The organism is Streptomyces sp. NPDC043427, assembly GCF_056436655.1.
This window is the reverse complement of sequence record NZ_JBWKCC010000014.1, coordinates 14,651-37,920: the sequence shown is the minus strand read 5'-3', so window position 1 is coordinate 37,920 and position 23,270 is coordinate 14,651. Positions and strand designations below refer to the sequence as shown.

The following is a 23,270-nucleotide window of genomic DNA, read 5'->3' as shown; positions in this document are numbered from 1 at the left end:
TACGATGGCGCGGTGACCAGTACCGCGTCCTCCACGGACACCCGCCAGGGCCAGGCGCCGCACGACCAGCGCCCGACGTGGCAGCAACGGCTGCGCCGTTTCGGATACCCGGCGAAGCCCACCGCCGATGTTCGCGAGCGGTTGGTGCCGCCGTTTGCCCAGCCCAGCCCCCGGTTGTGGCAGGTGTTCGGGGTGCCGCCGGTGCTCGCCGACCGGATCACGCGCTGGTCCGGCTGGGGCGGTCCGCTGCTGGTGACGCTGATGGCGGGCGTGATGCGGTTCTGGAACCTGGGCAGCCCGAAGGCGGTGATATTCGACGAGACGTACTACGCCAAGGACGCCTGGGCGCTCGTCCACCGCGGCTTCGAGGTCAACTGGGACAAGAACGTCAACGACCTCGTGCTGTCCTCGAACGGGCACGTCCCGATCCCGTCGGACGCGGCGTATGTCGTGCATCCACCGGTCGGCAAGTACGTCATCGGGCTCGGCGAGCTGATGTTCGGGTTCAATCCCTTCGGCTGGCGCTTCATGACGGCGCTGCTGGGGACGCTCTCCGTGCTGATGCTGTGCCGCATCGGCCGCCGTCTTTTCCGCTCGACGTTCCTGGGGTGCCTGGCGGGTGCCCTGATGGCCGTGGACGGCATGCACTTCGTGATGAGCCGGGCTTCGCTGCTCGACGGTGTGCTGATGTTCTTCGTGCTGGCCGCGTTCGGCTGTCTGGTCGTCGACCGCGACAGGACGCGGGAGAAACTCGCGGCGGCGATCCCGCCCGACGCGGAGGGCCGCTACCGCCCCGACGCGCAGGCCGCCGAGACCACCCGCCTCGGGTGGCGTCCCTGGCGCTGGCTGGCGGGCCTGATGCTGGGCCTGGCCATCGGCACCAAGTGGAACGGCCTGTACGTCCTCGCCGCGTTCTGCGTGATGGCGGTGCTGTGGGACGTCGGCTCCCGCAAGGTCGCCGGCGCCCGTCACCCGTACTCGGCGGTGCTGAAGCGGGATCTGGGCCTCACGTTCCTGGCGACGGTCCCGGTGGCGGTCTTCACCTACATCGCCTCGTGGACGGGCTGGATCCTCTCCCCCGCCAACGGCTCCGGCGGTTACTACCGCGACTGGGCCACCGCCAACGGCAGGTCCAGCAGCTGGTCCTGGCTGTTCCCGGACTGGTGGCTGAGCCTGTGGCACTACGAGCACGAGGTCTACAAGTTCAACATCAACCTCTCCTCGCCCCACCCCTACGAGTCCAATCCCTGGAGCTGGATCGTCCTGGGCCGCCCGGTCTCCTTCTTCTACGAGTCGCCCGCCCCCGGCAAGGACGGCTGCCCCGCCGACGCGGGCGAGAAGTGCGCGCGCGAGGTGCTCGCCCTGGGCACGCCGCTGCTGTGGTGGGTCGCCTGCTTCGCGCTCCTCTACGTCCTGTGGCGCTGGTTCTTCCGCCGTGACTGGCGCGCGGGCGCGATCGCCTGCGGCATCGCGGCCGGCTACCTCCCCTGGTTCCTCTACCAGGACCGCACGATCTTCCTCTTCTACACCGTCGTCTTCGTCCCCTTCCTCTGCCTCGCGGTGGCCATGCTCATCGGCGCCCTCGCCGGCCCCCCGGGCTCCTCCGACACCCGGCGCGTCGCGGGCGCGACGGGCGCGGGCGTCCTGGTGCTGCTGATCGCCTGGAACTTCATCTACTTCTGGCCGCTGTACACCGGGACGGCGATCCCGATCGACCAGTGGCGGTCGCGGATGTGGCTGGATACGTGGGTCTAGCTGGGCAGACACACCAAGAGGGCGCGGCAGTCCACCGCGCCCTCTTGGTCGTTGTTGGTCATCAGTGGCTGTCGTCGGTCCCCCTCGGACGGCCCGAGGACGGCCCGGCCCTGGAGCTCGGCAGACCTACAGTCCCCTCAATATCGCAGGGTCGATCTTTGCCTGACCAGTAGAGATGCCCTCTTAGCAGCGCCATGGACTGCGCACCGTCCGCGCCCCGTCCAGACGCACACTCGGCTGTGCCCGTGTCGCCACGGGCGCTCATTCGCAAAGAAGGCTCACAGTCTGCTCGTCTTCAGCGACATACGGGGGCGTTGCAATGCTGCTCCCGCTGCGCAGGAACGTAGCGGACTCGGAGGGGGAGTGGGAGTTGTGGCGATAGCGCCGTTGAGTCATGAGGATCTGCTGCCTGGCGAAGGAATCATCCTGCGCAAGAACGCCAACGCCGTCATCGACGTCCGGGAGGCCGGTCTGTCCCGGTTCGCCTCGCCTCACCTGGCTCGCAGCTAAGTACTCCAGCTGTAGATCGTGATCTTCAGGCGTCCGGCCGTGTGACCGGGCGGAGTTCACGCTCCGCGTCGGCGATTGACCGGAGTGAGCACTCACTCCGATACTTGCCTCCATGACGACCACACCCAGTCGGCGAAGAGCACCGGCGATGGACCCCGACAGCCGCCGGGAGATGATCGTTCGTGCCGCACTTCCCCTCGTGATCGAGCACGGCAGCGCGGTGACGACACGCCAGGTCGCCCGGGCCGCAGGCATCGGGGAGGGCACCATCTTCCGCGTCTTCGCGGACAAGGAGGAACTCCTGGACGCGTGCGTGACCGAGGCGCTCAGTCCGGCCCACGCCCTCGACGAACTCGCCCTGGTGTCCATGGACCAGCCACTCGCCGACCGGCTGACCGAGGCTGCCTCGGCGCTGCACGCCCACCTGGACCGTGTCGGCGCGGTGGTCGGGGCGCTTCATGCGACGGGCGGGCGGGAACGAAGTGGCCGTCCCGGCGGCGCAGGGGCCCCGCCTGATCGTGCGGCCGGTTCCCTGCCCGTTCGAGAGGCGCTGGCCGAACTCTTCGAGCCTGAGAGGAAGTCGCTGCGGTTGCCTCCCGAGCAGGCGGCATTGATCTTCCTGGGTCTCCTGTTCGTCGGGGCCGGCAGGCCGCCAACCGGAGGCGAGCCGACGGATCCGGCGCAGCAATTGCGAGTGTGCGACCTCGTCGACGTCTTCCTGCACGGCGTCCTGTCCCAGCCAGTCGAGATCTGAGAGACGGAGCATGTCCATCACGCTGAACCACACCATCGTTCCAGCCGTCGACAACGAGGCGGCCGCGCGCTTCTTCGCCTCCGTCATGGGGCTGGACTATCAAGGCGCAGACCGGCATTTCGCGCCGGTGCAGGTCAACGATTCCCTGACGCTGGACTTCATGTCCGTCGAAAATCCGGTCGGTCACCACCTGGCCTTCGACGTGGACCCGTCGTCCTTCGATGAGATCCTCGCCCGGCTCATCTCCGCCGGGGTGCCCTATGGCAACGATCCCAGCGAGCCCGACAACGGCCGGATCGACCACCCGTTGTGCCCTCGCGGCCTGTACTTCACCGATGACGCCGGAAACCTCTACGAGGTCATGTCCCCCAGGTAGCGGCCATCCGGCTTTGTCGGCGGAAATGGCTGGCGCGGGCTCGGGCTTGATGGCGGCGTCGCCAGGTGGACCAGCTGAGCCGGTGGGCCGGGCCGTGATCGGGGCGGACAGCGACAGTGATGAACAGGCGCTGGATCTCGTTGCAGGTCAGCGGGATCAGGTCGTCCGGTGCGCGGCGGTGTGCGTGTTCGTCGGCGCGGACAACGGCGGGAACGCGTGGGCGAGCATGGCGAGGGTGACCCAGCGGGCCCAGGAGGGGTAGCGGCGGACCTGGTGCTCATCCAGCCCGGCCAGCCCCTTCTCGCTTTGGAAGGTCTCCTCCACCCGCCATCTGGAACCTGCGACCTTGACCAGGTGGCCAGGGATGCCGGCGCGGTGGAGTGGCAGCGGTAGTAGGCGAGTTCGCAGTGGTGCGGTTGCGGCGGATCAGCAGCTGGTGGCGGCCCGGTGCCGCTTCGGAGAGGTCGATGACGGCCCAGTCGTAGAACCGCTGTCCCTTTGCGCCGCGTCCGGCCGAGAGCTTCTGCCAGGCCCGCTTCGGCACCTTCTTCGCCAGGGCATCGGCTCGGAACTGCCTGAGCAGGCCACCGCGAGGACGTAACCGATGCCGCGGTCCTCCAGAGCCGTCCGCAGTTTCGGGTTGCCGCCGTAGACCTCGTCCCCGTCACCCAGCCGACGCGGTGTCCGGCGGCCAGGAACCGTTCGATCCTCACCCGGGCCAGTTCCGGCTTGGTCGCGAAGACGGTGTCCTCGCCGAGTCCTGCGGCCCGGCAGCGGTCCGGGTCGCACGTCCAGGAGCGCGGGATGTACAGCTCCCGGTCCACCGCCGCGTGCCCGCGCTGGCCGGCGTAGACGAGGTAGACGGCGACCTGGGAGTTCTCGATCCGCCCGGCGGTGCCGGTGTACTGGCGCTGGACCCCGACGGTGTGCATGCCCTTCTTCACGTCGCCGGTCTCGTCGACGACCAGCACCGCGGCCTCGTCGTGGAGGTGCTCGACGACGTAGTCGCGGACATCGTCGCGGACGGCATCGGCGTCCCAGGAGGCCCGGGACAGCAGGTGCTGCATGCCGTGCGGGCCGGCCTCCCCGGCCCACTCGGCGATCGTCCAGCAGTTCTTGCGCGGCAGGTCCGCCAGCAGGCCCAGCACCAACCGCCCGGCCCGCAAACGGGGTTCGACCCGCGCGAAGCGGGCCGCGATACGGCCCATGGCCACCTCGAACGCCTCCCGCCAACGCGCGGGATGCGCTTGCTGAGCCTCGCCCACAGTTCGTCATGGCTGGCCGCTAGTGCTGTGACCGGAAAGGTTTGCCGGGAAGCTCGCGGCGTCCGGTGCGGTGCCTCGCAAGGCGGAGCATGACCCGCGTACTGGATGTACTCGGGTGATGCGACAACGCGGCGAGGTGCCGTGCCGGGCGTCGCGAGCCGGTGAACCTTTCCGGTCGCAGCACTAGGTAAACGAGCACAGGAGCCGCGCCGGCATTATCCCGACGCGGGAGGCAGGCAAACGGTACGCGTCGACCCCTGAACACGGCATGCACGCGCTCAGGCACTTCTACGCGTCGGTCCTGCTGGACGCGGGCGAGAACATCCGGGCCCTGAGTCAGTACCTGGGGCACAGCGATCCCGGGTTCACTCTGCGGACGTACACGCACCTCATGCCGAGCAGTGAGGGACGCACGCGCAAGGCTGTCGACAGCCTCTTTCTGGCATCGAATCCTCAAGATCACGGCCCAGAGACGGCCCAAGCAGCCTGATACGGCCCCGACCAGCGGCAAACACCCTGGTCGGGGCCCCACGGGGCCGAATCGCGCAGACTTCATCTACTTCTGGCCGCTGTACACGGGGACGGCGACTCCCATCGACTCCTGGCGTTCACGTACGTGGCTGGATACGTGGGTCTGAGTCATGTCCCTGATCTCCGTTAGGACACAAGTTCCCTGAACACCTGCCCCAGTAGCCCTTCCTTCCGCTTACAGTGCGAGGCGCGACCGATTTTCTGAACGTGTTCAGAAAATGCGGGGGAAGGTCCTACGGGGAACGGAAGAGGGGACGGGGCATGCACAAGGGGGCCAAGGCCGGCATAGTCGGCACGGTGTTCGCGGTGATGGTGGGTGGGGCCGGGTACGGGGGCTACAACATCCTGTCGGCACTGAACGACAGCGGGACCACGGGCGGATCGACCACGACCGCGACGACGAAGAAGAGCGGTCCGCCGACCAGTTCGGAAGTGAAGGAGACGACCGCCGGGTTCTTCGCGGCCTGGGAGAAGGGCGAAGCGACGACGGCCGCCGCGTACACCAACAACGCGGAGAAGGCGGAGCCGCTGCTCACGTCGTACAGCGAGGCCGCCCACATCACCGGCGTGAAGATCACGCCCGGGAAGGCCAACGGCGACACCGTGCCCTTCACGGTCAAGGCGAAGGTGTCGTACGACGGGAAGTCCAAGGCGCTCGACTACAAGAGCACGCTGACCGTGGTGCGCGGGGTGTCGACCGGGAAGGCGCTGGTCGACTGGCAGCCCTCCGTCGTGTACCCCGCGTTGAAGAACATGGACGACACGCTCGTCACCGGCGAGTCGGCGAGCCCGCCCATCGAGGCCGTCGACCGCGACGGCAAGGTCCTGACGAAGGAGAAGTACCCCTCCCTCGGCCCGATCCTGGACGAACTGCGCGCCAAGTACGGCGAGCAGGCGGGCGGCACGGCCGCCGTCGAGCTGGCGATCCACCACGCCGACGCGAACACCGCCGACACCACGCTGCTGACCCTCGCCAAGGGCAAGGCGGGCAAGCTGCCCACGACGATCAGCGCGAGCGCGCAGGCGGCAGCCGAGCAGGCGGTGAAGAAGTACGGGCAGTCCTCGGTCGTGGCCGTGAAGCCGAGCACGGGTGAGGTGCTGGCCGTCGCCAACCACCGCGACGACGGCTTCAACGCGGCGTTCCTGGGCCAGGTCCCGCCCGGCTCCACCATGAAGATCGTCACCGCGGCGACCCTCATCGACAACGGGCTCACCACCGCGACCGGTCCCGCGCCCTGCCCCGACACCGTGCTGTGGGAGGGCCAGACCTTCCACAACCTCAAGGACATGAAGCCCAACGAGAGCGCCACGCTCGCCGACAGCTTCGCCGTCTCCTGCAACACCGCCTTCATCAAGTACGTGAAGTCCCTGAAGACGGAGTCGCTGACCGAGGAGGCCCAGAGCCGCTTCGGGCTCGGCCAGGACAACTGGAAGACCGGCATCCCGTCCTTCGACGGCTCGATCCCCGCGGCCGGCGGCCCGGACAAGGCGGCCAACCTCATCGGCCAGGGCCAGGTCCAGATGAGCCCGCTCAACATGGCGTCGGTCACGGCGACCGCGATGACGGGCGCCTTCCGGCAGCCGGTGATCGTGGCGCAGAGCCTCGACGACCGCGAACTGGCCACCGCGAAGGGCCTGTCCGCGAGTACGGTGCAGCAGCTGCGCGCCATGATGAACCGCACGGCCACCAGCGGCACCGCCGCCGGTGTGATGTCCGGGCTGAGTGGCCGGATCGGCGCGAAGACCGGTTCCGCGGAGATCGGCGGACAGTCCAAGTCCGACAGCTGGTTCACCGGGTACCGAAACGACGTCGCCGCGGCGGCCATGGTCCAGGACGGCGGTCACGGCATCGACGCGGCCGGTCCGATTGTCGCAGCCGTGCTACGAATTGGTGGCTGACGTCACCCACGGAGATCGGGACTCTAGTGTGGTTGCCGTCGTTGGGGTGTGTGAGGACAACGAGGGCAGTGGGGCGGTGGGGGCGCCCTCCACGATCACGCGGAGGAACGCAAGCAGTGGGCAAGAGAGGGCGCGCCGCCGAGCGGCGGAAGACGAACCCCGCCGTCATCGGCGGGATGATCGCCATAGTCGTCGGTGGCGCCGGCTTCGGTGTCTACGCGCTGTACGGCGGCGGAGCGGCGGCCGACGACGGTACGAACGCGTCGGCCTCGGCGGGCGAGAAGTCGCCGTCGGTCAAGACCGGACCGCTGTCGGCGACCGAGGTGACCACCGCGGCCCGGACGTTCCTCACGGCCTGGCAGCGGGGTGAGGTCGCGGAGGCGGCCGCCGGCACGGACGACTCCACGGCCGCCGCCTCCCTCCTGACCGGCTACACCAAGGACGCCCACGTCAAGGACGTGACGCTCACCGCGAGCCCGCGCAAGGGCGACGAGGTGCCGTTCTCCGTGAAGGGCACAGTCGAGTACAAGGGCGTCCGCAAGCCGCTGGCCTACGAGAGCGCGCTGACCGTCGTCCGGCGGGCGAAGGACGGCAAGCCGCTGGTCGACTGGCACGCCTCCGTGGTCCACCCCGACCTCCAGGACGGCGACACGCTCGTCACCGGTGAGTCCGGCACCCCGCCGGTGAAGGCGCTCGACCGGGACGGCGGGGAGCTGACCACCAAGAAGTACCCGTCCCTGGAGCCGGTCCTCGACGGGCTGCGCGAGAAGTACGGCAAGAAGGCCGGCGGGAAGGCAGGCGTCGAGCTGCGGGTGATCCGCGGGAAGGAGTCGAAGGCCAAGAAGGCCTCCGACAAGACGCTCCTCGAACTCAGCGAGGGCACCCCGGGCACGGTGAAGACGACGCTGAGCCCCGGCCTCCAGGCCGACGCCGAGGCGCAGGTGGCCAAGAAGGCGCGGGCATCGGTCGTACTGATGCGCCCCTCGACCGGCGAGATCCTCGCGGTGGCCAACTCCAACCCCCACTTCAACACCGCGTTCCAGGGTTCCCTCGCCCCCGGCTCCACGATGAAGGTCATCACCTCCTCGCTGCTGCTCGACAAGGGGCTCGCGAAGGCGGACAAGAAACACCCGTGCCCGAAGTACTTCACCTACGGCGGCTGGAAGTTCCAGAACGACGACAAGTTCGAGATCAAGCGCGGCACGTTCAAGGCGAGCTTCGCCCGCTCCTGCAACACGGCCTTCATCAGCCAGGCGCCCGACCTGAAGAACGACGACCTGACCAAGCAGGCGCAGCAGGTGTTCGGCCTGTCGATGAACAACTGGGCGATCGGTGTCCCGACCTTCGACGGCCGGGTGCCGGTGCAGTCGCAGGCCCAGATGGCGGCCTCGCTCATCGGTCAGGGCGGGGTGCGGATGAACCCGCTGAACATGGCGTCCGTCGCCGCGACGGTCAAGGCGGGCTCCTTCCACCAGCCGTACCTGGTCGCTCCGTCGGTCGACGACCGCACGCTGGCCAAGGCCTCGCGCACGATGTCCGCGTCCACGCTGTCCCAGCTCCGTGAGCTGATGCAGTACACCGCCGCCGCCGGCACCGCCGCCGAGGCGATGTCCGGCCTCGGCCCCGACTACGGCGCCAAGACCGGCTCGGCCGAGGTCGACGGCCAGAAGAAGCCCAACGGCTGGTTCACCGCCTACCGCGGCGACCTCGCCGCAGCCGGCGTCGTCCAGGCGGGCGGCCACGGCGGCGACACGGCGGGCCCGATCGTGGCGGCACTGCTCAAGGCGGGCGGCTGAGCGGTTCACGCCTGCGGACCACCCCGTTCCGCCCGGACTCCACGACGCCGTGCGAGCGGCCGTCCCCCGACCTGGAGGTGCCGGCCGGGCCTCGACCAAGCCCCTAGTGGGGCACCGGCTTCGCCGCCGCCATGTATGTACGACGCAGAAAGCGCAGCAGCGTCTTGGACTCGAACTGCACGACCGAGACGCCCTGGGCGGAGTGGAACTCGACGACGGCCTGGACGCGTCCGCAGGGCCATACGCGGACGTTTCCGGAGGCGGCGGGCGCGCGCAGGCCCTGTTCGAGCAGGGAGCGCGAGAAGGTCCATTCGGTGGTGCCGGGGAGGCGGACCCGGACCGTACGGGGGTCGGTCTCGGGGTCGTAGCGCAGCATGACGGGGACGGCCGCGTGTTCTTCCTCGACCAGGTCCGCGTCCGTGACGACATGGGCTCGCGCGTACTGTTCGACTACGGACATCCGACGGCCCCTTACACTGCGTGACCTATGCGAAAGCTGTGCATCCGCTTCCCATCCAATGTCGCATATTTTCCGGAGCGCGCTTCCCGGGACCGGCGTATCTCACACCCGCGATGCACGACTGATGCGCTCTTGCGAATCGTTCGCATCAAGCCACTATCATCGAACGGTGCACGTACCTGACGGATTCATCAACGCCCCGACCTCCGCCGTGACCGGAGTCGTCGCCGCGGGCGCCATCGCCGTGAGCCTGCGCGGCGCGCGGCGCGAACTCGACGAGCGGACGGCGCCGCTGGCCGGTCTGGTGGCCGCGTTCATCTTCGCGGTACAGATGCTCAACTTCCCCGTGGCGGCCGGGACGAGCGGTCATCTCCTGGGTGGTGCGCTGGCCGCGATACTCGTGGGCCCCTTCACCGGGGTCCTGTGTGTCTCCGTGGTCCTGCTGATGCAGGGCATCCTCTTCGCCGACGGCGGACTGACCGCGCTCGGCGTGAACATCACCGACATGGCGATCGTGACGACGATCGTGGCCTACGCCGTCTTCCGGGGCCTGGTGAAGGTGCTGCCGCGCACCCGGCGTTCCGTCACCGCCGCCTCCTTCGTCGCCGCGCTGCTCTCCGTCCCGGCCGCCGCCGTCGCCTTCACGCTGCTCTACGCGGTCGGCGGCACCACGGACGTGTCGATCGGCAAGGTCGCCACCGCGATGATCGGCGTGCATGTGCTGATCGGCCTCGGCGAGGCCGCGATCACCGCGCTGACCGTGGGCGCGGTCATCGCCGTACGGCCCGATCTCGTGTACGGGGCGCGCGGTCTGACGCAGAAGCTCAAGCTGCGGGTGAACGGCGAGCTCGTCGACGCGCCGGACACCGCGCCGGTGCCGGTCGCCGCGCGGTCCCACCGCACGGTGTGGATCACCGGCCTCGTCACGTCCCTGGTGCTCGCCGGGTTCGTCAGCTTCTACGCCTCGGCCAGCCCCGACGGCCTGGAGAAGGTCGCCGCCGACAAGGGCATCGACAAGAAGACCGAGAAGCACGCGTCCTCCGACTCCCCGCTCGCCGACTACGGCGTGAAGGACATCACCGACGCCCGCCTCTCCGGTGGCCTCGCGGGCGTGATCGGCGTCGGAGTCACCGTCGTCGCGGGCAGCGGCGTGTTCTGGGCGGTGCGCAGGCGCCGTACGGCGGACGCGTCCCCCACGGCCGTCGAGAACGTCTGACGTCATGGGTGCCGGACACGCGCACAAGCTCTACCGGCACGGGCACTCCCCCGTGCACGGTCTGCCGCCGCACACCAAGCTCGCCGCCGCCTTCGCCTTCGTGGTGGTCGTGGTGTCCACACCACGGGAGGCGATGTGGGCGTTCGGTCTGTACGCGGTGCTGCTTGGCCTGGTCGCCCGCCTCTCGCGCGTACCGGCCGGCTTTCTGCTGCGGCGGCTGCTGATCGAGGTGCCGTTCGTCGCGTTCGCCGTACTGATGCCGTTCGTGGCGGAGGGCGAGCGGGTCGAGGTGCTGGGCATGTCCCTGAGCGTCAACGGCCTGTGGGGCGCCTGGAACGTGCTCGCCAAGGGCACCCTCGGCGTCGCCGCCTCCGTCCTCCTCGCCGCCACCACCGAACTGCGCGAACTCCTCCTCGGCCTCCAGCGGTTGAAGCTCCCGCCGCTGCTGGTGCAGATCGCGTCCTTCATGATCCGCTACGGCGACGTCATCACCGACGAGATGCGCCGCATGCGGATCGCCCGCGAGTCGCGCGGCTTCGAAGCCAAGGGCGTACGGCACTGGGGTGTGCTCGCGAAGTCGGCGGGCGCGCTGTTCATCCGCTCCTACGAGCGCGGCGAGCGGGTGCACCTGGCCATGGTCAGCCGGGGGTACGCCGGTTCGATGCCCGTCATCGACGAGGTGACCGCCTCCCGGGCGCAGTGGTCGTACGCCCTCGCCCTCCCGTTCGCCGCCTTCGTCGTCTGTCTGCTGGGATGGGCCCTGTGACTGCTTCTCTTTCCCTGGAGGTCTCCGGCCTCGCCTTCGCCTACCCCGACGGCCACCAGGCCCTGTTCGGTGTGGACTTCTCGATCGAGCGCGGTGAGCGGGTCGCGCTGCTCGGGCCGAACGGCGCCGGCAAGACGACGCTCGTACTGCACCTCAACGGCATCCTGAGCGGCGGCACGGGCACGGTGACGGTTGCCGGGCTGCCGGTGAGCAAGCGGCACATGGCGGAGATCCGGCGCAAGGTCGGCATCGTCTTCCAGGACCCGGACGACCAGCTGTTCATGCCGACGGTCCGCGAGGACGTGGCGTTCGGGCCGGCCGCCGCCGGAATCAAGGGGCCCGAGCTGGAGGAGCGTGTCGACCGGGCGCTGGAGCGGGTCGGCATGGCGGAGTTCAAGGAGCGCCCGCCGCACCACCTCTCCTTCGGCCAGCGGCGCCGGGTGGCCGTGGCGACCGTGCTGGCGATGGAGCCGGAGATCCTCGTCCTGGACGAGCCCTCCTCCAACCTCGACCCCGCCTCCCGCCGCGAACTCGCCGACATCCTGCGCTCGTTGGACGTGACCGTCCTGATGGTCACCCACGACCTGCCGTACGCGCTGGAGCTGTGCCCCCGCTCGCTGATCCTGAGCGACGGGGTGATCGCGGCGGACGGGAAGACGGCGGAGCTGCTCGGCGACGACGAGCTGATGCGCGCCCACCGTCTGGAGCTCCCCTTCGGCTTCGACCCGCGTTCCGTGCGTCCCGTGACGGCGGGCACGGACCGTCCGTGACAATGGGCGCGTGACGAACGAGGACCCCGAGAGCTCGCTGCTCCTCGACGAGCAGCTGTGCTTCGCGCTGTACGCGGCCCAGCGCGCGGTGACGGCCGCGTACCGGCCGCTCCTCGACGAGCTCGGTCTCACCTACCCGCAGTACCTGGTGCTGCTGGTGCTGTGGGAGCGGGGCGAGACCACGGTCAAGGAGCTGGCCGAGGCCCTGCGGCTCGACTACGGGACCGTCTCGCCGCTGCTGAAGCGGCTGGAGGCGGCAGGCCTGGTGCGCCGGGAGCGCTCAGCGCGGGACGAGCGCTCGGTGCTCGTGGTGTGCACGGGGCGCGCGGAGGAGCTCAAGGAGCGCGCGACTCGGGTGCCCGGCGCACTTCTCGGGGCGACAGGGCTCGACATGGCGGCGGTGGCGAGAATGCGCGAGGAACTGTGGCAGCTGGCGCGGCGGGCCGAGGCGGCGGCGGAGCGGCGACGCTGACCTCGGGTTACCCGCGGTTGCTACCCCCTGGTAAGAAACACCACCGCTACTCACGAGTACCTTGTGCACGATGTACTCGTGCGCACTTGTCCTGGGGGGACCCGGCCATGACTGACGGCACCGCCGCCGACACCCGTCCAACGAAGATCATGTACGTCGCCGAGGCCACCGCGCACGGCGGCCGGGACGGCTATGTCACCAGCCAGGACGGCCAGATCGAGCTGAAGGTCGCGATGCCCCCGGAGCTGGGCGGCGACGGCAATGGCACCAACCCCGAGCAGCTGTTCGCGGCCGGCTACAGCTCCTGCTTCCACAACGCCCTCGTCCTGGTCGGCCGCCGGGCGGGCTTCGATCTCACCGGCTCCACGGTCGCCGCGAAGGTCGGCATCGGCCCCAACAAGCAGCGCGGCTACGGTCTCGCCGTCGCCCTGAGCGTCTCGCTCCCGGTGCTCGACGCGGACGTCGCCGCGAAACTGGTGGACGCGGCCCACGAGGTCTGCCCGTACTCCAACGCGACCCGCGGCAACATCGAGGTAACGATCCTGCTCGGCTAGTGCTGCGACCGGAAAGGTTCACCGGCTCGCGACGCCCGGCACGGCACCTCGCCGCGTTGGCGCATCACCCGAGTACATCCAGTACGCGGGTCATGCTCCGCCTTGCGAGGCACCGCACCGGACGCCGCGAGCTTCCCGGCAAACCTTTCCGGTCACAGCACTAGCGGGACCAGGGAATCGCAGGCCCCCTCCGGGTGTTGCCCGCACTGTCGCAGGCGAGCCGGAGGGAAGTGCGGGCGTGGACGTGAACGGCACAGTCGCCGAGGGCTTCGAGCCGGTCAGGGAGGCGTTCGCGGGCAACTTCGAGGCGCTCGGGGACCGGGGGGCGGCGGTGACCGTCTACCGGGACGGGCACAAGGTCGTCGACCTGTGGGGCGGCACGAAGGACGTCGACGGCACGGCGGCCTGGGAGCGGGGCACGGCCCAGATCGTCCGCTCGGCGACGAAGGGCGTCGCCGCCGCCGTACTCCTGCTGCTGCACCAGCGCGGGGAGCTGGACCTGGACGCCCCGGTGGGCGCGTACTGGCCCGAGTACAAGGCGGCGGGCAAGGAGCGGACCCTCGTACGGCATCTGCTCGCGCACCGCGCGGGCGTGCCGGTGCTCGACCGGCCGCTGACACCGGCCGAGGCCGCCGACCCGGCGCTCGGCGCACAGGCGGTCGCGGCGCAGGCACCGGTGTGGGAGCCGGGGACGGACCACGGGTACCACGCGCAGACGTACAGCTGGCTGACCGGCGAGCTGGCGCGCCGGGTCACCGGCCGTCCGATCGGGGAGTGGATCGCGACCGAGATCGCCGGGCCGGTCGGGGCGGACCTGTGGCTGGGGCTGCCGCCGGGCGAGGCCGGGCGCGTGGGCCGGGTGGGCCAGGTCGAGGCGCCGGTACAGACGGGCGCGCTGCGGACCCGCCCCAAGCGGGCCGTCTCCGAGGCCTACGCCGACCCCGAGTCGCTCACCCGGCGCGCGTTCGCCGCGATCACCCCGCTGCCGGACGAGAACGACCCCGCGTACCGGAGCGCCGCCCTGCCCGCCTCCAACGGCATCGCGACCGCGGAGGGCCTGGCCCGCTTCTACGCCTCGCTCATCGGTGAAGTCGACGGCGGCACACGGCTGTTCACCCCCGAGACCGTCGACCTGGCGCGCGGCGAGCAGTCGGCGGGCCCGGACCGCGTCCTCGTCGTCGGCACCCGCTTCGGCCTCGGCTACATGCTCCACGGCAGCGCGTCCCCCCTCCTCTCCCCCGGCTCCTTCGGCCACCCGGGGCGCGGCGGCGCCCTCGGCTTCGCCGACCCGGACTCCGGCATCGCGTTCGGCTATGTGACGAACGGCTTCCGCAAGAGCGTGACGGCGGATCCGAGGGCGCAGGCGTTGGTACGGGCGGTGCGCACCGCGCTCGCGTGACGCAGACGTCGATCGCGGGACAGGCGTCGCTCCCGTGACGCAGACGTCGACCGGATGGCTCAGTCGTTGATCGGATGGCTCAGACGTTGATCGGGTGCGAGGTCCGGCCGGACGCCGCGTCGATCTCCTCGTGCGCCTTGGTCAGCAACTGCATCGCGAGTTCGTTGAGCGCGCGTGCCCCTGCGATCTCCTCACCGACCCTCGGCTGATTGGAGTCGGTGCGGTGCCGTGTGGCGTGCCCGCGGGCCCGTACCTCGCTGCCGTCGGGCAGGCGCACGAGCGCGGCCGCCCGCGTGTGCTGCTCGTCCTCCTGGAACTCCAGCTCGACATGCCACCCCACAGTGGTGTGCATCATGACGATCACCTCCAGAACACCTGCTTCCAGAGTGCTCCTGCCGACGAGCGGACGCACCCACGGGGGCAGAAATGAGGCGGCGGAATCGTGTGGGAGGTGGAGGAACGGAGACTTGGGGCAAGAGCGGGCGCTGGGGCGGCGGTTCGGGTGGCTGTGGACGGCGTACACGGTCAGTACGTTCGGTACCTGGCTCGCCTTCGACGCGTTTCCGCTGATCGCCGTCATCGTGCTGCACGCCGGGACGGCCCAGGTGTCGCTGCTGGCGGCCGCGGGACTCGCGGTGGGCGCGGCGGTGGCGGTGCCGCTCGGGCCGTGGGTGGAGTTCCGCCGCAAGCGTCCGGTGATGATCGCGGCTCGGGCTGATCACGTGCTGCGCCGTGTACAACCGGTGGGCGACGACCGCGGCCCTGACGGCGCAGTGGGGACTCCTGGCGCCCCTGACCGGTCCGCGCGCGGCGATCGCGGTGGCGCGGTGGCGGGCGTACTGCTGCCGGCGACACCGCTGCTGCTGCCTCGGGGGGCGGCGCTGGAGGAGAAGCGCGAGGAGCGGGACGAGCGGGCCGACGTCCGTTGAGGAAACGGCCGTCTCACCCGGCGCGCAGCATCAACCCGATCCCGACCACCAGCAGCCCCGCCGCCACGATCCTCGGCGCTCCGAACCGCTCCTTGAAGAACACCGCGCCGATGGCGGCGCCCACGATGATCGACGACTCGCGCAGCGCCGCGACCGGCGCGAGCTCCGCGCGGGTCTGCGCCCACAGGACGAGCCCGTACGCCGTGACGGACAGCGCGGCGCCGAGCAGCCCGACCGCCGCGAAGGGCCGCAGCGTGGCGACGGTGTCCCGACGCCAGCGCGAGACCGCGTACGCGGGGATGGCGAGACCCTCGACGGCCATCAGCCAGGCGATGTACCCAGGGGCCGACCCCGAGGCGCGCACTCCCAGCCCGTCCACGACGGTGTACGCCGCGATGGTCATCCCCGTCGCCAACGCGGCCCCGATCGCCGCCCAGTTGGGCCGCTGCCCGCGCAGCCCCCACAGGGCGACGCCGGTCAGCCCGGCGCAGGACAGCGCGATGCCGGCGGCGGCCCAGCCGTCGGGCACCTCGTGCGCGAAGAGGGCGGCGAGCACGGTGACGACGAGAGGGGCGGAGCCGCGCGCGATCGGATACGCCTGCCCGAAGTCACCGAGCCGGAAGGACCGCATGAGCAGGAGGTAGTACGCGATGTGGATGACGGCGGAGCCGGTGAGGTAGGGCCACGCCTGCGCCGCCGGGAACGTCACGAAGGGCGCCATGGCGAACCCGATCAGGCTGCCGCCCCCGGCGATGAGCGTGAACCCGACCAGCTTGTCGGTGATGCGGTGCGCGAGGGCGTTCCAGCCGGCGTGCGTGACCGCCGCGACAAGGACGGCCGCGGCGACGGCCGGGGTCACGGGGTCCGCTCGTCAGTTGTGGTCATCCACAGCACGCTAGTGGGTGCAAGGGGCACGTGACTCACGGTCGCACCAGAAGGAAGGCGCCCCAGGAAAGAAAGAAGCCGGTGAAGGCAGCCCGTCCCCACGGAAGCCCTCACCGGCCGCTCTTTCAGCGGAGCCGGTGCGTCAGGCGCGCACCAGCTCCCGGTCCTCGTCGGGGTCGCCGTCCTTGTCCTTCGCGTCGCTCAGGTCCTTCAGGCCCTCGCCCTCGACGTCCACGTTGGGCAGCGCCCGGTCCAGCCACTTCGGCAGCCACCAGGCCTTCTTGCCGAGCAGGGCCAGCACCGCCGGGACGATCGCCATGCGGACCACGAACGCGTCGAAGAAGACCGCGACGGCGAGACCGAAGCCGATCATCTTGATCATGGACTCGCTGGAGCTGATGAAGCCTCCGAAGACGGCCATCATGATGATCGCGGCGGCGGCCACCACCCGGGCGCTGTGCCGGAACCCGGTCACCACGGCCTGGCTCGGCGACTCTCCGTGCACGTACGCCTCCCGCATGCGGGTCACGAGGAACACCTCGTAGTCCATCGCGAGACCGAAGACCACGCCCACCATGAAGATCGGCATCATCGACATGATCGGACCGGTCTCCTCGACGCCGAGCAGGCCGCCGAGCCAGCCCCACTGGAAGACCGCCACCACGGCACCGAGCGCGGCGAGCACGCTGAGCAGGAAGCCGAGGGCCGCCTTCAGCGGGACCAGGATGGAGCGGAAGACCACGATCAGGAGCAGGAACGCGAGACCGACCACCAGACCCAGATACGGGATCAGCGCGTCGGTCAGCTTCTGCGAGAAGTCGATGTTCATCGCGGTGGTGCCGGTGACCAGCACCTTCGCATCCGTGTCGGCCTTGATGTCGCCGCCCTTGTCACGGATGGCGTGCACCAGGTCCTCGGTCTGCGTCGAGGACGGTTTCGACCCCGGGATGACGGTGATCGTCGCGGTGTCGCCGCCCTTGTTGAACATCGCCGGGGTCACCGTCGCGACATCCTCCAGGCCCTTGATGCTGTCGGTCACCTCGGTGGCCGCCGCCTTGGGGTCGTCGCTGTCCTTGGCGTCGACGACGATCATCAGGGGACCGTTGAAGCCGGGGCCGAAGCCCTCCGAGAGAACGTCGTACGCGCGACGCTGCGTCGTGGAGGTCGGCTGCGAGCCGTCGTCGGGCAGACCCAGTTCCAGCTGGGTGGCAGGGACGGCCACCGTGCCCAGACCGACCACGCCGAGCAGCAGCACCGCGGCCGGACGGCGGATGACGAAGCTCGCCCAACGGGCGCCCAGGCCGGGCTCGGCCGGCTTCTCGACGGTCCCCTCGTCGCGCTTCCCCCGCTTCTCGCCGGCCGGCTTGATCCGCTTGCCCGCGTACCCGAGCAGCGCCGGGATCATGGTCAGCGCGATGAGGACGGCGACCACGACCGTGCCCGCCGCCGCGAGGCCCATCTTGGTCAGCATCGGGACGTTGACGACCGCGAGGCCCGCCAGCGCGATCACGACCGTGAGGCCCGCGAAGACCACCGCCGAGCCGGCGGTGCCGGTGGCGCGGCCGACCGCCTCCTCGCGGGAGCGGCCCTCGGCGAGTTCACCGCGGTAGCGGGAGACGATGAACAGCGCGTAGTCGATGCCGACCGCGAGACCGATCATCAACGCCAGCGTGGACGTGGTGTCACCGAGGTCGAGCGCGTTGGCGAGGGCGGTGATGGTGGAGACACCGATACCGACGCCGATGATCGCCGTCAGCAGCGGCAGTCCGGCCGCGACCAGCGAGCCCAGGGTGATGACGAGGACGACCGCGGCGAGGGCGAGACCAACGACCTCACCGATCGCTCCCGGCTCGGCCCCGGCCTGCAGCGCGTCACCGCCGATCTCGACGGTCAGCCCGGCCTTCTGCGCGTGCTTCCCGGCGTCCTCCAGGGCGTCCCGGGAGGAGTCCTTGAGTTCCATGCCGGACACGTCGTACCGCACGGACGCGTAGGCGATCGTGCCGTCCTTGCTCACGGCGTGCGCCTGGAACGGGTCGGCGACGGAGGTTACCTCGGAGCCGTCGGCCAGCTCCTTCACCGTCTTCTCGAGGGTCGCCTTGTTGTCGGCGTCGGAGATCTTCTCGCCCTTGGGGGCCTTGAAGACGACCCGGGCGGTCGCGCCGTCGGCGTTCGAGCCGGGGAAGCGCTGTTCCAGCAGGTCGAAGGCCTTCTGCGCCTCGGTGCCGGGTATCGAGAAGGACGTGGAGCCCGCGGCGGGGGCGCTGGCCGCGCCGACGCCCGCGAGGGTCAGCAGCGCCACCCACAGCAGGGCGACGAAATGCCTTCGCCGGAAGGCGAACCGGCCGAGTTTGTAGAGGAACGTGGCCACGAGGGCGTACTCCCGGTCAGGTCGTAGGTGAATCAGGGCAGGGGTGACCAACCCGGCGGGGAGGCAGGGGTGATCGGCCCGACGACGTGAGCGGTCGCGTCAGGTGGTGACTGCGGGGAGGGAGATCAGGTGGTGCGTACGCCGAGAGCGGGGAGGACCACGGCGTCGATGTACGACAGGAGGAAGGCCTGGGTCGGCGGCTGCTCGTCGATCAGGGTGCGGGCGGCGAAACCGCCCATCATCATGTGCATCACGAACTCGATCGCCGGGTTGTCCGGGCGGACCTCGCCCCGGTCGATCGCGCGTTGCAGCACGCGACGGAACACTGCCATCTCCGGCTCGATGAGATGGTCGTGGAACGCGCGCAGCAGCTCCGGATTGCCGTGCACGACCATGGCCAGTCCCCGCATCAGCGCGGAGTTCTGCTCCATCGTGCAGTCGTCCGACATCAGCGTGAGGGCGTGCAGATCGCCCTTGAGGGACCCGGTGTCGATCTCCTCGAGGGCCATGCCGCCCGGCTTGGAGTGCCGCACCGCCTTGGCCACCAGTTCGGCCTTGCCGCCCCACTGGCGGTAGAGCGTGGCCTTGCTGGAGCGGGTGCGCGCGGCGACGGCGTCCATGGTGAGGGCGTCGTAGCCGACTTCGCGGAGCAGCTCGAGCACGGCCTCGTACAGTTCGGCCTCGCGCTCGGGCGTGATCCGACTGCGACGCGTCGTCGCGACCTCGGTCATGGCTGGCCTTCCTGCTCCCGTGCCCTTTCGTGTTCGTACACCACGAAGATACCCCGTCGGGCATCGAAACGAAACCGTTTCGTACGTGTGGTGGGTCACGTCTGTCAAGGACGCATAAGGTGACCCGCCTGTTTCGCCGGAAAAGCCCGGAAAGGTGAGCATGGAAGGGTGAGCTATCTGCGCCTGCCGCATCTGAGCGGAGACCTGCTGTGCTTCGTGGCCGAGGACGATCTCTGGCTGACCTCGCTCGACGGCCCCGGCCGCGCCTGGCGGCTGACCGTCGACCGCACCAAGACCGGCCACCCCCGCTTCTCCCCCGACGGCCGCCTGATCGCGTACACCAGCTGGCGCAGCCTCGTCCCGGAGATCCACCTGGTGCCGGTCGACGGCGGGCCGGGACGACAGCTCACCCACTGGGGCAGCCCGGACACCCAGGTCACCGGCTGGACCCCGGAGGGCGACATCCTCGCGGTCGCCTCCCACGGCGAGCCCTTCTCGTACTTCACCTGGGCCTACAAGGTCACCCCCGACGGCGACCCCGGCCGCAAGCTCCCCTGGGGCCCGGTCTCCGACCTCCAGGTCGCCGACATCGAGGGCGAACGAAAGACCCTGCTGCTGACCGGCACCCCGCCGCACGAACCGGCCTCCTGGAAGCGCTACCGCGGCGGGGCCATGGGCCGGCTGTGGCTGCACGGCGAGCGGCTCCTCGCCGACATCGGCGGACATCTGCACTCCCCGATGTTCGTCGGCGGCCGGATCGCTTTCCTCTCCGACCACGAGGGCGTCGGCAACCTCTACTCCTGCGCGTACGACGGCTCCGACCTGCGCCGCCACACCGACCACGACGCCTTCTACGCCCGGCACGCCTCCAGTGACGGCACCCGGGTGGTCTACCAGTGCGCCGGTGACCTGTGGATCGTCGACGACCTGTCCCCCGCAACCGTGCCGCGCCGGCTCGACGTCCGGCTGAGCGGGCCGCGCGCGGGCCGCCGCCCCTACCCGATCCCGGCCGCGCGGCACGTGGACGGACTGTCGGTGGACGAGACGGGGCGGGCCAGTGCCGTCGTCGTGCGCGGCAGCCTGTACTGGCTGACCCACCGCGACGGCCCCGCCCGCACTCTCATCGACACCCCGGGCGTACGCATCCGGCTCCCGGAGATGCTCGGCGCCGCCGGTCAGGTCGCGTACGTCACCGACGCGGAGGGCGAGGACGCCGTCGAGATCGCCTACCTGCCTCGCGCGACGGGCGCCCGTGAGCCGCGCCGGCTGGCCTCCGGGCAGCTGGGCCGGGTCCTGGAACTGGTCTGCGATCCGCAGGGCGAGCGGCTCGCCATCGCCTCGCACGACGGACGGCTGCTCCTGCTCACCGTGTCCGACGAAGCGGCTGCCGTCGCGGGCACGGAGGACTCCGACGGCGAGGTGACCGAGCTGATCCGGTCGATCAACGGGCCGGTGCGCGACCTCGCCTTCTCCCCGGACGGGGCGTGGCTGACGTGGTCGCATCCGGGGATCGGGCGCTCGCTGCGCCAGATCAAGATGGCGCGGATCTCCGGAGCCGGGAACGGCGACTCGCTGATCGTCGACGTCACCAACGGCCGCTTCGAGGACGAGAACCCGGTCTTCACCAGGGACGGCCGCTATCTCGCCTTCCTGTCCTGGCGCGGCTTCGACCCGGTGTACGACGTCCACACCGGCGACCTCTCCTTCCCGCTCGGCTGCCGCCCCTACCTGGTGCCCCTGTCGTCCGCGACGCCCTCCCCCTTCGCGCTGAACCCCGAGGGCCGCCCGGCCGCCGGGGGCCTGGACCCCGCCGAGGACGACGAGGGCGGCGACGGCACGGTGACCGTGGAGACCGAGGGGCTGGAGAGCCGGGTGACGCCGTTCCCGGTCGCCGCCTCCAAGTACTCCGCGCTGCACCCGGTCGCGGGCGGTGGGCTGGTCTGGCTGCGCTGGCCGATCTCCGGCGCGCTGGGCGAGACCTTCGCCAACCCGGACGACACCACCGGCCGTCCGACCCTGGAACACTTCACCATCAGCAAGGCGAAGAAGTCCGAACTCGTCGAGCACCTCGACTTGTTCACCGTGAGCGGGGACGGCACCCGGCTGGTCGTGGTCGACGAGGACGACCTGCGGGCCGTGCCGTCCACGGAATCCGGCGACTCGGACACGACGGTCTGGATCGACCTGCGGCGCATCCTGCACCAGGCCGACCCGGGCGCCGAGTGGCGCCAGTCCTACGCCGAGGCGGGGCGGCTGATCCGCGCCTACTACTGGGATCCGGGGATGTGCGGCATCGACTGGGACGCGGTCCTCGACCAGTACCGGCCGCTCGTCGAACGGGTCGCGTCCCCGGACGAGTTCGCCGACCTGCTGCGCGAGGTGCTGGGCGAGCTGGGCACCTCGCACGCGTACGTCAGCGCCGCCCGCCGCAACGAGGGGCCGCCCCAGTACCAGCGCCGGCAGGGCCTGCTGGGCGCCAACTTCGTCCGCAGGGACGGCGGGTGGGCCGTCCGGCGGATCCTGGCCGGCGACTCCTCCGACTCCAGGGCCCGCTCCCCGCTGGCTGGCACCGGGATCCGCGAGGGCGCGATCCTGACCCACGTGGACGGCCGCCCGGTGGACCCGGTGACGGGCCCGTATCCGCTGCTCGCGGGAGCGGGCGGTACGACGGTGGAGCTCACCTTCACCGCGGCGGACGACGAGACCGGGCCCCCTCGCCGGGTGGCCGTGGTGCCCCTCGTCGACGAGCGGCCACTGCGCTACCAGGACTGGGTGGCCAAACGCCGCGAGGTCGTACGGGAGTTGAGCGGCGGCCGCTGCGGGTACCTGCACATCCCCGACATGGGCGGCTCCGGCTGGGCCCAGTTCAACCGCGACCTGCGCATGGAGGTCTCCCGTCCCGCCCTGCTCGTCGACGTACGCGGCAACGCGGGCGGCCACATCAGCGAACTGGTCGTCGAGAAACTGACCCGCACCATCCTGGGCTGGGACCTCACCCGCGACGCCCAGCCCGTCTCCTACGCCTCCAACGCCCCGCGCGGCCCGGTCGTCGCCCTCGCGGACGAAGCGACCTCCTCCGACGGCGACATGATCACGGCCGCCTTCAAACTGCTCAACCTGGGGCCGGTGGTGGGCCAGCGCACCTGGGGCGGCGTGGTCGGCATGACCGGCCGCCACCAACTCGGCGACGGCACCGTCATCACCGTCCCCATGAACGCCGCCTGGTTCGACGCATACGGCTGGTCCATCGAGAACAAGGGCGTCACCCCCGACGTAGAAATCCTCCGCACCCCCCTCGACTGGGCCGAGGGCCGCCACGCCCAACTCTCCGACGCGGTCTACTTGGCCCTGGAACTCCTGGAAACGAACCCCCCGGCAACCCCACCGGACTTGCACAACGTCCCGAACCGCTCAAGGCCAGGACTCCCCCCGCGCTCATAGGCAGGGGCTGGGAAACTTACCCAGGGGCGCGGGGAACTGCGCGACCAACCCCCACCCACCCGCACCCGACAACGCACCGAAAACGCGCAACCAAAACGTGGGGCGCCCTCACAAACCCAGGGCACCCCACGCTTCAACGGTCAAGCCCAGCGGCAGCGGCTACGCGTCGTAGTCCTGCGCGAAGCGGTCCTCTTCCTCGCGCTGCTGACGCTCACGCTCCGTCTCCTCGTCGCGCCGCCCGCGCTCGGGACGCTCACCGCGCTCACCCCGCTCGCCGCGCTGGCCGGCACGCTCCCTGGCCTGGTCCATCTTCTCCCGGCCCTGCTGCTGCCGCTGCTCGGACTTGTCCTGGAACTGGTCCTTCATGCCCATGTGGGTTCACTCCCGTAGTGG

The 23,270-nt window shown here is 70.3% G+C and carries 19 protein-coding genes and 3 pseudogenes; 15 read left to right on the top strand and 7 right to left on the bottom strand.

Annotated elements, in window-relative coordinates; genetic code table 11:
• The first annotated feature begins 12 nt into the window (after positions 1-12).
• The 4 genes from AC067M_RS22500 (at position 13) to AC067M_RS22485 (ending at position 3,395) form a co-directional block, all read left to right on the top strand.
• Positions 13-1,755 carry a dolichyl-phosphate-mannose--protein mannosyltransferase gene (locus AC067M_RS22500; protein ID WP_478698789.1) on the top strand — a complete coding sequence of 581 codons (1,743 nt, stop codon included), beginning with the start codon at positions 13-15 and terminating at the stop codon, positions 1,753-1,755.
• Between the two features lie 387 nt (positions 1,756-2,142).
• Positions 2,143-2,265, top strand: a complete 123-nt coding sequence (locus AC067M_RS22495; RefSeq protein ID WP_478698788.1) for a hypothetical protein — start codon at positions 2,143-2,145, stop codon at positions 2,263-2,265.
• A 112-nt stretch (positions 2,266-2,377) separates the two neighbouring features.
• The gene (locus AC067M_RS22490; protein WP_478698787.1) at positions 2,378-3,019 is read left to right on the top strand and encodes a TetR/AcrR family transcriptional regulator; all 642 of its coding nucleotides are present in this window, start codon (positions 2,378-2,380) and stop codon (positions 3,017-3,019) included.
• 10 nt (positions 3,020-3,029) lie between these two features.
• Positions 3,030-3,395: a VOC family protein gene (locus AC067M_RS22485; protein ID WP_478698786.1), complete on the top strand. Its 366-nt coding sequence runs from the start codon at positions 3,030-3,032 to the stop codon at positions 3,393-3,395.
• Here the strand turns inward: AC067M_RS22485 and AC067M_RS22480 are convergent.
• Positions 3,379-4,603, bottom strand: a pseudogene (locus AC067M_RS22480) (IS701 family transposase). The gene AC067M_RS22485 and the pseudogene AC067M_RS22480 sit on opposite strands and share 17 nt — an antisense overlap.
• 265 nt (positions 4,604-4,868) lie before the next feature.
• On the opposite strand from AC067M_RS22480, the pseudogene AC067M_RS22475 reads away from it, so the two are divergent.
• The 3 genes and pseudogenes from AC067M_RS22475 to AC067M_RS22465 all read left to right on the top strand — a co-directional run.
• Positions 4,869-5,150: pseudogene (locus AC067M_RS22475) on the top strand (tyrosine-type recombinase/integrase); the annotation flags it as partial.
• A gap of 302 nt (positions 5,151-5,452) precedes the next feature.
• The gene (locus tag AC067M_RS22470; RefSeq protein WP_478698785.1) at positions 5,453-7,090 is read left to right on the top strand and encodes a penicillin-binding transpeptidase domain-containing protein; all 1,638 of its coding nucleotides are present in this window, start codon (positions 5,453-5,455) and stop codon (positions 7,088-7,090) included.
• Between the two features lie 116 nt (positions 7,091-7,206).
• A complete protein-coding gene (locus AC067M_RS22465) occupies positions 7,207-8,886 on the top strand; it encodes a penicillin-binding transpeptidase domain-containing protein (RefSeq protein WP_478698784.1) in 1,680 nt (559 codons plus the stop codon).
• A gap of 103 nt (positions 8,887-8,989) precedes the next feature.
• Here AC067M_RS22465 and AC067M_RS22460 read toward each other — a convergent pair whose 3' ends face one another.
• On the bottom strand, positions 8,990-9,346 hold the full coding sequence (locus AC067M_RS22460; protein ID WP_478698783.1) for an SsgA family sporulation/cell division regulator: 357 nt from the start codon (positions 9,344-9,346) through the stop codon (positions 8,990-8,992).
• A gap of 169 nt (positions 9,347-9,515) precedes the next feature.
• Here AC067M_RS22460 and AC067M_RS22455 point away from each other — a divergent pair, with 169 nt between their 5' ends.
• The 6 genes from AC067M_RS22455 (at position 9,516) to AC067M_RS22430 (ending at position 14,523) form a co-directional block, all read left to right on the top strand.
• Positions 9,516-10,562 carry an energy-coupling factor ABC transporter permease gene (locus AC067M_RS22455; protein WP_478698782.1) on the top strand — a complete coding sequence of 349 codons (1,047 nt, stop codon included), beginning with the start codon at positions 9,516-9,518 and terminating at the stop codon, positions 10,560-10,562.
• A 4-nt stretch (positions 10,563-10,566) separates the two neighbouring features.
• Positions 10,567-11,328 carry a cobalt ECF transporter T component CbiQ gene (gene cbiQ, locus AC067M_RS22450; protein WP_478698781.1) on the top strand — a complete coding sequence of 254 codons (762 nt, stop codon included), beginning with the start codon at positions 10,567-10,569 and terminating at the stop codon, positions 11,326-11,328.
• Positions 11,316-12,098, top strand: coding sequence for an energy-coupling factor ABC transporter ATP-binding protein (locus AC067M_RS22445; protein ID WP_478698780.1), 783 nt, complete (start codon positions 11,316-11,318; stop codon positions 12,096-12,098). Before cbiQ ends, AC067M_RS22445 begins: the two co-directional genes overlap by 13 nt.
• Before the next feature lie 10 nt (positions 12,099-12,108).
• Positions 12,109-12,570, top strand: a complete 462-nt coding sequence (locus tag AC067M_RS22440) for a MarR family winged helix-turn-helix transcriptional regulator (protein WP_478698779.1) — start codon at positions 12,109-12,111, stop codon at positions 12,568-12,570.
• A 107-nt stretch (positions 12,571-12,677) separates the two neighbouring features.
• Positions 12,678-13,124 (top strand): organic hydroperoxide resistance protein, encoded by a 447-nt coding sequence (locus AC067M_RS22435; RefSeq protein ID WP_133928752.1) that lies wholly within the window; start codon positions 12,678-12,680, stop codon positions 13,122-13,124.
• 238 nt (positions 13,125-13,362) lie between these two features.
• On the top strand, positions 13,363-14,523 hold the full coding sequence (locus tag AC067M_RS22430) for a serine hydrolase domain-containing protein (protein WP_478698778.1): 1,161 nt from the start codon (positions 13,363-13,365) through the stop codon (positions 14,521-14,523).
• 79 nt (positions 14,524-14,602) lie between these two features.
• Here AC067M_RS22430 and AC067M_RS22425 read toward each other — a convergent pair whose 3' ends face one another.
• On the bottom strand, positions 14,603-14,878 hold the full coding sequence (locus AC067M_RS22425) for a DUF1876 domain-containing protein (RefSeq protein WP_478698777.1): 276 nt from the start codon (positions 14,876-14,878) through the stop codon (positions 14,603-14,605).
• Between the two features lie 112 nt (positions 14,879-14,990).
• Here AC067M_RS22425 and AC067M_RS22420 point away from each other — a divergent pair.
• A pseudogene (locus AC067M_RS22420) lies at positions 14,991-15,230 on the top strand (MFS transporter); the annotation flags it as partial.
• 235 nt (positions 15,231-15,465) lie between these two features.
• Here AC067M_RS22420 and AC067M_RS22415 read toward each other — a convergent pair.
• The 3 genes from AC067M_RS22415 to AC067M_RS22405 all read right to left on the bottom strand — a co-directional run bounded on the left by AC067M_RS22415 (position 15,466) and on the right by AC067M_RS22405 (position 19,436).
• Positions 15,466-16,311: an EamA family transporter gene (locus AC067M_RS22415; RefSeq protein ID WP_478698776.1), complete on the bottom strand. Its 846-nt coding sequence runs from the start codon at positions 16,309-16,311 to the stop codon at positions 15,466-15,468.
• 168 nt (positions 16,312-16,479) lie between these two features.
• Positions 16,480-18,705, bottom strand: coding sequence for an MMPL family transporter (locus AC067M_RS22410; protein WP_478698775.1), 2,226 nt, complete (start codon positions 18,703-18,705; stop codon positions 16,480-16,482).
• 125 nt (positions 18,706-18,830) lie between these two features.
• Entirely contained in the window at positions 18,831-19,436 is a 606-nt protein-coding gene (locus AC067M_RS22405; protein ID WP_478698774.1) for a TetR/AcrR family transcriptional regulator, read from the bottom strand.
• A gap of 168 nt (positions 19,437-19,604) precedes the next feature.
• Here AC067M_RS22405 and AC067M_RS22400 point away from each other — a divergent pair, with 168 nt between their 5' ends.
• Positions 19,605-22,877: a S41 family peptidase gene (locus AC067M_RS22400; protein ID WP_478698773.1), complete on the top strand. Its 3,273-nt coding sequence runs from the start codon at positions 19,605-19,607 to the stop codon at positions 22,875-22,877.
• Between the two features lie 159 nt (positions 22,878-23,036).
• Here the strand turns inward: AC067M_RS22400 and AC067M_RS22395 are convergent, their stop codons facing one another.
• On the bottom strand, positions 23,037-23,249 hold the full coding sequence (locus AC067M_RS22395; RefSeq protein WP_478698772.1) for a hypothetical protein: 213 nt from the start codon (positions 23,247-23,249) through the stop codon (positions 23,037-23,039).
• Positions 23,250-23,270: the final 21 nt, after the last annotated feature.